This is a genomic window from Anaerolineales bacterium, from assembly GCA_003105035.1.
Classification (GTDB): Bacteria; Chloroflexota; Anaerolineae; order Anaerolineales; family UBA4823; genus FEB-25.
Genome location: PQAL01000019.1, coordinates 123,079 through 135,859 on the forward strand (window position 1 = coordinate 123,079; position 12,781 = coordinate 135,859).

Here is a 12,781-nt window from a genome sequence, read left to right on the forward strand (position 1 = left end):
TGGCCCGGTATTTATTAACCTGCATGAATCATTAATTACTTATGGCCGGTCGATCACAAAGAGCGGTGAGGTCCAGGTTTCCCAGTCTGCCGGGTTGCTGGCATCACCGAGGGCTTTTAGAACGGAAATCTTTGCATAATAGGTCCCATCCGGCACGGTATAAGTCTTGTTGCCTGCAAGGGTGGTGCCATCGAATGGGAAGGCAAAGAAGCCTGTGCTGGTGCTGTTTCGTCCCAAGTATTCTTCGTTATAGGCACGGTGCCATGCCTTGCCATTCTGAGAAAAGATCTCAATCCGGAACAGGCGCGCCTGGTGCTCAAAGTGCACCAGGAAGAATGGGATATCGCTACCCTGCATGGTGAAGGTCCAATCCGTGGGATCGGTCAGTTGATAGTATGAACCTCCATAGAGGAGAGCCAGCCATGGCATGGGAGCTTCAGCAACGGGTCCAGCAGTTAGCGCCTGGATGCCCTGGTAATCACCAACAAAGCCTGCAAAGGGCACGCGGTAGACCTGCCCGCCACCTTGCGGTGTGAAAACGATGTAACCGCCATATTGCCCATAGGTTGGACCGGTGGCAGGATTGATAGTTGCAGTGACACTCGCAGATGCACCAGCGGGTACAGTCACACTGGTAGCACTGAAGCTGACGCTGGCATTTGACGTGTAGAAACCAGGATTAATCACGCCCCCAGTAGAGAGTGCATTGACGAACGACAGGTTGTATGACACAGCTTCGGCACCATTGTTCTTAAGCGTCAGCACCTGTGTAAAGGGTCCAGCGGCTCCTTCACCGGTAGCAATTTTAGCTGGTGAGATCATGGTCGTGGCAAGGATGGCTTTATCGATCTGGACCATACCCGCACCCTGGCGATGCACATTATCAAGGTAGCCATATGTTGGACCACCCCACCAGTTCTTTGGCACTGAGCTATTCTGCAGGATGCCGCGTACAGCCTGTGAGCTGGTGCGCGGCCTGGCTTGCAAGAGCAAAGCCACTGCACCTGCCACGTGAGGTGACGACATGGAAGTGCCGCTCATGGTGGTATATCCGCCTAATTCCAGCGGGTAGGTGGAGTAGATGTTTCCGCCTGGTGCACCGAGGTCTGGCTTAAGCGCTAAATCAGGTGAGAGGCCATAGGAACTGAAGGACGAGATCAATCCACCAGTTGGGCTGGGAAAGGAATCCATCTGGTCAGTCCAGGTAAGGGTTATGGGTGCAGTTTGGGTATTCAGGAAATTACCATCTGCTTGAGAAATGCCCACGACCGGTGTAATCCCGTCAAGTGGTCCTCCAAGTGTGCCATTAAAGACACCAGGAGCATTGTTAGAAATCAATACCGCCACGGCCCCGGCGTTGATTGCATTGGTAGCCTTTATGGCAAATGAGCATGTTCCTCGTACTGCATGGGCTACTTTCCCTGTGAGTGATCCAGCTGGTAAAGCTGAGCATGCCAAGCCAACATTGACGATTTCACCTGTCCCAGCGGTAGGTGGATTGGGTGAAAATGTCATCGTGATGTAACCAATTTTCCATCCATTTACCGTAAAGTATGGCAGCATCACATTGGTGTTATCGTAAGATGCTACCCCGATCACTTTATCACCCACACCGGGGGCACCGGCAGAATAGAGGCCGTTGGCACCATTGTTGCCGATGGACGCCACAACGACCATGCCCTTGTTAACCAGGCGATTGGCTGCCATAGCTGTTGGATATTGCGGCCACTGGTAGGCTGAGCCGATGCTCATGTTGAGCACCTGCATGCCATCCGCAAGGGCTCTCTCCATGGCTGCAATCATTATGTCGGCAGTTGTGGAGCCTTCACAGCCAAAGACACGGTAAGACCCGAACGTGACATCCGGAGCAACACCCTTCAAACCATTGGTTAGATCGTTGGCACCGATGATGCCCGCCACATGAGTACCATGTCCATAACAGTCGTCTGGGTATAGATCAGGTGTTGGAACAGGATTATAGGATGGTGAGGTCGAATCGGCATTGAAGGCGTCCCCAACCAGGTCATAACCATAGGCAACACGGGCAGTTGGGAAAACAGTGCTGTTCGACCGAGCGACTCCGTCACCACCAAATGCCTGGTGATCGTAGTCAATACCGGTGTCCATCACTGCCACCTTGACCCCCATCCCGGTATAACCGAGCTCTGATTGGGCAACATCCGCGCCAATCATCGCCAAAGAGGTGAAGAGCTCAGGCTCTGACGGTGTGGTTACCGGCATGGCAATGGTTTCCACAGGGTAGATGTTCTTCACGCCCGCCATACGGTTAAGCTTGCCTAGCTGGTCAGTTGTGATGGAAATCGAGAAACCGTTGAACAGGGTGTCGAAAGCGTAGCGCTCGGTGTAGACCAGGCCTGCCTTTTTCGCATTCACCCGGAAAGCAGCTTTCTCAGCTTTAAGTGCAGCGAGATTGGTGCCATCCGCGGTGGGAGCGCTGGACAATTCGACAAACCACAATTGGGGTGTTTCGTCAACCATCTCTCCCGTTTCTGCTGAAGGAGGCGGGAATAATGGCTCGATCGGAACCACATCATCAGCAAAAACAGGCACGACGATCAGGCTTAATAAAAGTGTGACCACAAGCATGGAAAAAATGATTTTCTTAGACACATTATCCTCCGTTTGGTTTGGGTAAGATTTTGTCTTCCAGAAGACACAAGATCATTATCTTATGCAGTACCAATAAACCGTAACTTCACCTCCTCATATAACAACGGTCCCAATGCCCCCTTTTGTAAAGTTCCAAGAATCGAGTGAGACCTCTAGCTATTGGTATGTCCATCATCCTCCTTTCTGCTCACCGAGCATATGCAGGCAGCAAGAAAAAGCTACAACAACATTGACCATACCTGGCCGGCTTCGCAATTGGCTCCCCAATAGGATGCTTCAATAATCTCTGCGACCAGTCCCCTGTTGGATCATCGCCTACCAATGAGTTATATTTTCAATTCGTTAACTTAGTTACAGAGTAGATTGAACGCAAATCTATTATAGCAAATGATACTATCCATGTCTATTATTTAGCTTTTGTCTATTTCTTTAGCACGGAGAGCTATTCACCATCAATGGTCTCAAAAAGAGACGGCAGGGGAATTGGTCGGTGTAATCACTTGGCTGTGGTGAAGCAAGCAAAAGCAGGTTCTTCACTCAGCTTGTTAAACCTTCCTGTTATCAAGATGGATAGAATTTTAATAATCAACTCGCAATATTAATTGCTATTCTGGCATAAATTTAGGGAAAGAATGGCAAAATCATGAAAAATCTAGTTGACTTGCTCAAAATAAGTTGCTATAATCAGGTCACGGTCTAAACAAAACGCAGTAGCACCGCCGAAGTGCAGATCTACAGGGAGATCAGCCATAATTGTTTGTTGCATTTAAAAGGATAGAAAGGAGGTGTCAGCCCACCAATCTACCTGGTCTAAAAGACCAGTAATATCCCCTATCTGGTCGTTGAACGCGAAATCCCAGGGGATGCGTTTTTAAAATATCACATATTCCGTACCGATCAATGAGAGGAGGACGTACGTGAAACGATTATTATATCTAACCATAATAGTGGTGTTGTTAGCAGGCTTCCTGCCAGTAGCCAGCCTGGCTCAAGCCCCTCAATCCAAGGGAGGAAATCTTACTGAAAGCCCCAACGGGGTCTATATTGTCCAGATGCTGGACGAACCTGTGGTTGCTTATGAAGGCGGTATCCCTGGCCTGAAGGCCACTGCACCCAAGAACGGCGATAAGATCGACCCCTATAGCCCAACTGTGGTAGCCTATGACAATTATTTGAAAGGCAAGCATGACCAGGCCTTGGGAAAAGTGGGTGGTGGTAAGAAGCTATATAGCTATACCTACAGCTTCAATGGCTTTGCCGCCCAATTGAGCCTGGACCAGGCCAACAAGATGACCTCCGTCGACGGCGTCAAGGTGGTGACCCCCGATGCGCTGCAAACGATGGATACCTCATCTACTTATAAATTCCTTGAATTGAATGCACCGGGTGGGTTGTGGGATCAACTTGGTGGAACAGCCGGTGCCGGTGAAGGCATGATCATTGGCATTATCGACTCGGGTATCTGGCCTGAGAGCCTGAGCTTCACCGACCGTGTCGACAGGAATGGCGACCCAGCTGCCAAGGGCAAGCTGGTTTACCAACAGATCCCCGGCTGGCACGGCAAGTGTACCCCCGGTGAGCAGTTCAACGCCTCCATGTGTAACCAGAAGCTGATCGGCGCCCAGTGGTTCAATGCCGGGTGGGGCGGTGATGCAGGTATCGATGCCCAACGCCCCTGGGAGTTCAACTCGGTGCGCGATTACAACGGCCACGGCAGCCACACTTCTTCTACTTCAGGTGGTAACTATGGAGTCTTAGCGACCGGTCCGACTGAAGCATTCGGCAAGATCAGCGGTATGGCACCCCGTGCCCGTATTGCCATGTACAAGGCCTTGTGGTCCACCGAGGATGCCTCCACAGCCAGCGGAAACACCTCCGATCTCGTGGCAGCCATTGACCAGGCGGTGGCGGATGGCGTGGATGTGATCAACTACTCGATCAGCGGTTCCCTCACCAACTTCCTGGATCCGGTAATGGTCGCTTACCTTTATGCGGCGCGTGCCGGTGTGTTTGTCTCCTGCTCGGCTGGTAACAGTGGCCCCACCACCGCCACGGTTGCACACCCCGGCCCGTGGGTGACGACCGTTGCTGCCGGTACCCACAACCGTAGTGCGGTTGGCTCTGTGACTTTAGGTAATGGCTCGACCTACTATGGATCATCAGTATCTGTGGTCTCCGTTACAGCTCCTTTGATTGACTCAATCGCTGCCGGATTACCCGGTGCAGACCCGACACAAGTTGCGTTGTGCTATAGCTCGCTCGACGGTGGTAATGTGCTCGATCCTGCTAAAGTGGCCGGCAAGATTGTAGTCTGTGACCGGGGCGTGACCGCCCGGGTGAATAAGAGCCTGGCGGTGAAGGAAGCCGGTGGTGTCGGGATGATCCTATTGAATCCTACTTCCGCCACACTAAATGCCGATTTCCACTCCGTTCCGACAGTGCATCTGCAAAACACAGACTACGCAGCTGTCCACGCTTATGCTGCCACCGCAGGTGCTACCGCAACCATCAATCCAGCGACTATCGAATATAACACCCCTGCTCCATATACCGCTTCCTTCTCGTCCCGTGGACCATTGCGCGCAGGTGGTGGTGACCTGCTCAAGCCGGATGTGATGGCTCCGGGCGTGGACATCCTCGCGGCAGTATCCCCAGCCAGTGGTGGCGGTTTGAATTTCAACCTGTATCAAGGCACGTCCATGTCAGCACCGCATGTGGCGGGCGTGGCGGCTCTGCTGATGCAGGCCCACCCCGACTGGACCGTAATGATGGTCAAGTCGGCCCTGATGACCTCCGCGTATGACGTCCTGGATGGACCGAACACCAATCCGCTGGTGATTTTCCGCCAGGGTGCCGGTCACATCAAGCCCAACAGCGCGGTGAATCCCGGCCTGGTGTACAATGCCGGCTGGAATGACTGGCTGGCTTTCTTGTGCGGCACGACTACGGGTGTTGCCCCTGCTACTTGTAGTGCATTAGCTGGGCTGGGCTACTCGCTGGATCCGAGCGACCTGAATGTGGCTTCCATTGCCATCGGCGACCTGGCAGGAGTACAGACGATCACCCGCAAGGTGACCAACGTCGGAACAAGCGCAGCCACCTACACTGCTTCCTACACTGGCATGGGCGGGTTCAATGTCGTGATCGCGCCTACATCGCTATCACTCAATCCGGGTCAGACGAAGTCATTCACTGTGATCTTCACCCGCACCACGGCTGCATTGAATGCATACACTGGCGGACAGCTCACCTGGACAGATGGCACGCACAGCGTGCGCATCCCCATGGTAGTACAACCAGTCGCCCTAGCAGCGCCAGCACAGGTTTCTGGCAGCTACACAGTAGTCTTTGGATATAACGGAGATTTCACGGCAACTCCGCGCGGCCTGGTTCCGGCAACTACATTTACTGACTCAATCAGCACCGGCCAACAGCAATACTATCCCGTGACTGTGCCAGCTGGTAGCACCTATGCCCGCTTCTCGCTTTTCGATGCCAACGTCATCCCAGCCAGTGACCTTGACCTGGTTGTTTATCGCTGTGGTGATCCAACCTGTGCGACAGGAACACAAGTAGGCTCAAGTGGAGGTGGAACATCTGCAGAAGAAGTCAACCTGCTGAATCCCACAGCTGCTACCTACCTGGTGCTTGTCGATGGTTATGCCACGCCCAACAACCAGCCAGCCACCTTCACCCTGTTCACCTGGGTGCTGGGCACTGCTGATGAGGGTAACATGACGGTCACCGCACCCACAACTGCGGTCATTGGAACCACCGGCATGATCGACCTGACCTTCAGCGGACTCGCAGCTGGGACCAAGTATCTGGGCAGTGTGGCTTACTCCGGTATCGCTGGCCTGCCAAACCCCACCATCGTGCGTGTGGACACACCATAACCAGCTTATCCACATTTTGTATTATCGATCATCAGGTTGGCAGGCTTACCTGCCAACCTGATTTTCAATAACTGTCAGATTGAAGCACAATGAAGTTCGGTTATGTCCTGGGTGTTCTTCCTGGCGTATGCCGATTCATGATCATCAGGTTATAGGTGAGTATATCTCTGTTTTTTTTTGTGAAATGACGTTCTCGTAATTGGAGGTTAGGTTGAAAGGAATTGTCCTGGCTTTATTCGTGATATTTCTGCTCCTGGGCGCTGGCGTAGCCGCGGCTTCATCTACAACCGTGTATTTACCGATTGCATCCAATATGAATACGCCAACACCCACGCCAAACCTCAGCCCGATATTATTCCCCAATGGGGACTTTGAACAAGGTGCGACGATATGGGTAGAATCTTCTACTCAGGGATACGAATTGATCCTCGAACAATATCCCTACGGGCTTCCTGCAACCATTCCACCCTACAATGGTCGCTGGGTGGCATGGTTAGGATTTGTTGATATCGAATACTCGACGATCAGCCAGCAAATCCTGGTTCCATATAACCACCCATATCTGTCATACTGGATATGGATCGATTCTGAAGATCCTAATTGTGGTATTGCATACGACCTCGCCCAGGTGACAGTTAATGGTGCAACAGTAGATGAATATTACCTGTGTACGGCTACCAAAACAAATGGCTGGGTACAAAGAGTGGTAGATTTGCATGCCTATCGAGGAGAAACAGTTGAGATAAAATTTGGGGGATTTACGGATCTATATTATCAAAGCGGCTTGTTCATCGATCACGTTACCTTCCAGGTTAGCGAGGATGGGTAATCGCTTTCGGATAAGTGAACTTGATAATCTCGCTAGATCCGCGGGGGCGGAAAATTGAGGCTTGAAGTACATGGTCTTCAAACAACCCGCTATTCTTTGTATATTCTTAATTCTCGAATTTCAGAAATTCTAACTGGGTATACTGGTAATATTCTTCTCATTCGCCTGTAAAATTATGCGAATATCAGGCCTTGCTTAAGATCTGCTCACTGCATGAATAAACCCAAATCAACTAGTTTCACGGGAGGAAAATAATGGAATATTACGCCACCCCACAAGACATCCATACCAAAGGCAAGCAATGGCTCGACCACATCGCTCCCTTCAATACCCATAAAATGGAGCTCAATGCGGCCAGATCTGCCTTACTGGTGATCGACATGCAAAACTTCTTCCTTGACCCGGCTTCGCCCAGCTTCACCTGTGGTGGGCAGGCAATCCTGCCCAACCTCAAAACGCTAATCCAGGCTTACCGGAAAGCCAACCTCCCGGTCATCTACACCCGCCATGTACACCACCCCGACCTGTTGGATGCCGGCATCATGCGTTGGTGGTGGCCGGGCATGTGCCGTGAGGGTTACCCGGAAAGCGAGGTCCATCCAGACCTGGCACCACAGCCCGGTGAAAAGCAGGTGCTTAAGCACCGCTATTCGTCCTTCTACAACACCGACCTGGAGACCATCCTGCGCGTGATGAAGGTGGAAGATTTGGTAATCAGCGGCATCATGACCAATATGTGCTGCGAATCGACTGCCCGAGATGCCTATTTTCGCGATTACCGGGTCTTCTTCCTGGCTGACGGGACGGGCAGCATCACTGAGGAAATGCACCTGGCCAGCCTGCTCAACCTGGCTTTCGGTTTCGCCTGGGTGACCAGCGTGGATAGCCTTCTTGCCCAGTTAAAAGTCACCGCAACCGGTTAGCTGCCTGGAATATTTTTGAAATATGCTCTGGGCAAGAATTTTACAACTTTGGTCGAGCAAACATCGCATAGATTCCTCCGTAATCAAGAATGATAGAATCAAATCGCTGGGTATGCAAATATTATTGCTAATTTATTTATTTTAAGGTATAAGCTGGCAAAATCAGGCGGAATCGAATTGACTTGCTCAAAAATAGTTGCTATAATCTAATCACGGTCTAAACGAGACGCAATCGCTTGCAGAAGGATAGATCTACAGGGAGATCAGTCAGAAGTTTTTTTCCTTTAATTGGTCAGAAAGGAGGTGTTTTCACACCGATCGATCTGGTCTTGCATATCAATAATATCCCCAATCTAATCATGGCATGCTGATTCTCAGGGGATGCCAAAAAAATATTGCGTACCAATCAATGAGAGGAGGACGTACGTGAAAAAGCTATTTTATTTAACCATGGTGTTAGTGTTATTACTGGGGGTCGTGCCTGTCACCGCGCAAAGCCAGGCAGAGATAGATGGTACACTGGCTTCCAAAGCGATCTATTTTGCTGCTGATGGCATGCGCCCCGACCTGATGGAGCGCTATGCCGCAGAAGGCAGCCTGCCCACCTATGCGGATTTGATCGCCAAAGGTGTGATAGGGGAGAACGGTCTGGTGCAAGCCTTCCCACCCAATACAGGCGTGGGCTGGTATACCCTGGCGACAGGTGCCTACCCTGGTGAGGCTGGCTCAACCAACAACACTTTCTTCCGCACAGGCGATAGTTTCAACAACCGGACTGCGGCGTTTTCTGCGGGCGTGCTCCAGGCGGATACCATTGCCGAATCAGCCGAGCGGGCCGGCAAGAAAGTCGTCTCCATGGAGTGGTCAGGCGGATCGCGCACAATGACCCCCGTCCAGGGTCCTGTGGTCGACTACCGCAATTTCTACTCCAACCGCGGCTTGTGGACCAATTATGATGTCCTCGGTCAGCCAGCGGGTGCCAACGCCTTCGGCGTGCAATACCAGCGTTTTGACCTGGCTGATGCCAGTGGATGGATGAATGTACCCGCCACTTACAGCACCGCCAAACAAGGAACTTTTGATGTTGGTTCCTACACCAGCGGTGGTAGCCCGGTGATCACCAATGACCAGTATGATTTCTATGTGTATGACTCAACCAACGATGCTACGATCAACTATGACCATGTGCTGATTGTCCCTAATGCTAGCCTGAAAGATGGTAGCACGGCTGTCGCCAATCTGATGGCCGATGAGTGGGCGGATGTCAAGGTCGTACTCGCAAACCCAGCTGGCAAGAGTGCGGGGTTTTATGTCAAAGCCCAGATGTTTGTGCCTGACCTGAGCCAGTTTGCCATATTTTTCAGCTCTGTGGCTCGTTCGGTTGCCACTTGCAACGGTTGTGGATACATAGGTGACTTTGAGGACGATCTGAACCGGTGGTTCCCCAGCTCAACTGCAGCAGACTACGCCATCTTCGAGTCAGGCCTGGTGGATGCTGATACCTATATCGAGCAGGGCCTGATGTGGAAGAATGCCCACTGGGCTTACCTGAATTTTATCCTCGGCACAGATCCGGTTCAAACAGTTAGCGGTGGTAGCGTGCCCGGAATGGGGTACCCAGCCGATTTGCTGATGATGGGCAACCCGGCCACGGATGAGTTTTCCCACATGTTCTTTGGATTAACTCAATCCCAGGTTAACGGCATCACCAACCCATACTACAATAACTATTATTCATACGGCGAGCTCATCACCCCTGATATCGCAGATGGCTTCTTGAGAGAAGCGTATATGGAAGCCGATGCTACCCTGGCTTTAGGGAAGCAGCTGATGGGCGGCTCGCCAACCATCTTTGCCACTTCCGACCACGGCTTTGGCTCCCAATGGCTGGCCGTCAACGCCGGTAAGGTGCTAGCTGATGCTGGCATTCAAAAGAATGCAGATGGGAGCGAAGTGTTCAGCAACTGCCGGGCAGCCACTGGTGCCACCGCGATAAATTTGGCCAAGGCTTGCTGGGCAGGCGGAACGGCACAGATCTACGTGAATACTTCATTACCCGCCGGTACAACTTACGAACAGGTTCGCACAGCGGTGGTCAATGCCTTCCAGAATTTGACCGACCCGGCTAACCCGGGTGCCCAGGTGGTGCTGAGGATTATGATGAAGGAAGAGCTACGCGACGTTGACGGCTCTGACTCCCTGCACCCCAATCGCAGTGGTGATGTCGTCGTGGTGCTCAATCCACCCTACCAGTTCGATGCGGCCACTTTTGGTCAGACAATCGCCTTCTCGCAGTTCTTCGGACAGCACGGCTACCTGCCTGAGACGGTCAGCCTGGCAGATGGCGTCAACATGCATGCCACCTTCGTGGCTGCTGGGCCTGGCATTCGTCATCAAGGTCCGGTGGCAGGGATACGTGCGGTTGACCTGGCCCCCACACTGTCATTCTTGTTGAATGTCCCTGGCCCGGCCAATGCACGTGGCAGAATCCTCTACAACCTGCTCAAATCTCCCGGGCAGTACAAGGAAGCCACCATCCTTTACATCAGTGACTTCCATGGTCAGCTTACCCCACTCTCCCAGGCTGCTGACACGTTTAGCAGTCCAACATACAGTATCGGTGGCGCAGCTTACCTGAAGCCCTGGTTCGATACCTATCGTGCAGAAGTGCCAACCACCAGTAACTACAGCGTGCTCACCCTGTCAGGAGGAGACCTGGTAGGTGCTACTCCTCCCATCTCCAACTTCTTCGGCGACACACCTACCATGGAAATCGCCAATATGATGGGCCTGACCGCCGACACGCTGGGCAACCATAACTTTGACCGGGGTTCTGATTACTTACGGAATGTGCTTATTCCACTGGCAGACTTCCCTTACCTGGCCTCCAACGTGGTCTATCAGACCACTGGCAAGCTGCCGCCAGAGTGGATGGCATCGAAGATCTTCAACTTTAACGGCTTTAAGCTGGGCGTCATTGGATACACCCTGCCGGAGCTACCAACGTTGATCTTCCCGGGTTACCTTGACCCATTCATGGTCACCGATCCTGTTGCGGCGATCAATGCTGAAGCAGCCAGTCTACGCTCGAAGGGCAAAGTCAATGCCGTCATCGCTGTCGGCCATATGGGTGGGGATGGTACAAGTATCTTCAACCCCACGGGTGCGCTGGTGAATCTAGCTGATAATCTGACTGGGGTGAACGCCGTATTTGGTGGTCATACCCACTCGGAGTACATTACCTACCGCCCAGATGGTAAGCTGGTGACTGAAGCCCCCAATGGTGGCTTACGCTTCAACCGCATTCGCATCACCGTTGATACCAATACGAAACAGGTGATCTATATGACTGCCGATTACCACAAGCCCTGGAATATCGGCGTCACCCCCAACCCTGCCATCCAGGCGTATATCGACGAGCTGAATGCTGAGCTTGCACCGATCATGAGCACAGTGATTGGAAACTCCACCCGATATATTCCTCGAGCAGATGCGTGCGGTCGAGCAGATGGTCGATTGTGTGAATCGCTCATCGGCGATGTGACCGCTGATGCTTTGCGCCTGACATACAACGTCGATTTCGCAATCACCAACTCGGGCGGCTTGCGGGCTGACCTGACCTGCCCCACGACGGACAACCCAAGTGATTTTTGCCCACCTTATACTCCACCACCGTACCCCATTACGCGTGGTTCTGTGCTGGGTGTGCTGCCGTTTGGTAACGTGGTCTTCACGGTAAGCATCAGCGGGGCAGAGCTCAAAACCATGCTGGAGAACGGTGTCTCTGCAATGCCAGCAGCCAATGGCAAGTTCCCCCAGGTGTCTGGCCTGTGCTTCACCTACGATATCTCTGCAGCCGTCGGTAGCCGGGTGTTAAGTGCCGTCCGGCAGGCAGCAAACGGTTCCTGCACAGGGGCCCCAGTCGACCTTACCGCTGCCTCCACCTACACGATCGCTGAAAACGACTTCATGGCGACCGGTGGAGATGGGTACCCGAACTTTTATGCTCGCGGTACTACCCAGAATATCATGGACCAGGTGTTGGCCGACTATATCACAGTCAATACCCCGATCAGCCCTGCGATCCAGGGACGCGTTGCTTGCACGACCAGTGGAGCAACGGCTTGCCCTGTGGTCACACCATAAAGTAAGCACGTCTTGTTCGCCAAAAGGTCAGGAGGGTCGTTATCCTCCTGACCTTTTTTCCATATATCCCACCACCTGTAGCGTTGCGATAGCAAGCTGCCTGGATTATTCTCTGTAATACAACTTCGCTCCGGTTAAGCATATTACAACGAGTGTCGAATATTCACATCGGGATCCACTCGAAATCAAGAATGATAGAAACGAATCGCATGGCGAACAATATTTATTGCATTTACGAATATTTTAAGGTAAAAACAGGCGGAATCAAGTGAAAATAAATTGACGTGCTCAAAAATTGTTGCTATAATCTAATCACGGTCTAATCTAAACGCAGATAGCTCGCAGAGAAATAGATC

Annotated in this window: 5 protein-coding genes; 4 read left to right on the top strand and 1 reads right to left on the bottom strand. The window is 52.1% G+C overall.

Annotation, left to right across the window (positions count from 1 at the left end):
• Positions 1-39: 39 nt before the first annotated feature.
• Entirely contained in the window at positions 40-2,607 is a 2,568-nt protein-coding gene (locus tag C3F13_09130; GenBank protein PWB53625.1) for a peptidase S8, read from the bottom strand.
• A gap of 941 nt (positions 2,608-3,548) precedes the next feature.
• Here C3F13_09130 and C3F13_09135 point away from each other — a divergent pair.
• From C3F13_09135 to C3F13_09150, 4 genes are all read left to right on the top strand, one after another.
• A complete protein-coding gene (locus tag C3F13_09135) occupies positions 3,549-6,527 on the top strand; it encodes a hypothetical protein (GenBank protein ID PWB53562.1) in 2,979 nt (992 codons plus the stop codon).
• A 211-nt stretch (positions 6,528-6,738) separates the two neighbouring features.
• Complete coding sequence (locus C3F13_09140; GenBank protein ID PWB53563.1) at positions 6,739-7,356, top strand: hypothetical protein; 618 nt, start codon at positions 6,739-6,741, stop codon at positions 7,354-7,356.
• A 254-nt stretch (positions 7,357-7,610) separates the two neighbouring features.
• A complete protein-coding gene (locus tag C3F13_09145; protein PWB53564.1) occupies positions 7,611-8,279 on the top strand; it encodes a hypothetical protein in 669 nt (222 codons plus the stop codon).
• 381 nt (positions 8,280-8,660) lie between these two features.
• The gene (locus C3F13_09150; GenBank protein ID PWB53565.1) at positions 8,661-12,425 is read left to right on the top strand and encodes a hypothetical protein; all 3,765 of its coding nucleotides are present in this window, start codon (positions 8,661-8,663) and stop codon (positions 12,423-12,425) included.
• Positions 12,426-12,781 lie beyond the last annotated feature (356 nt).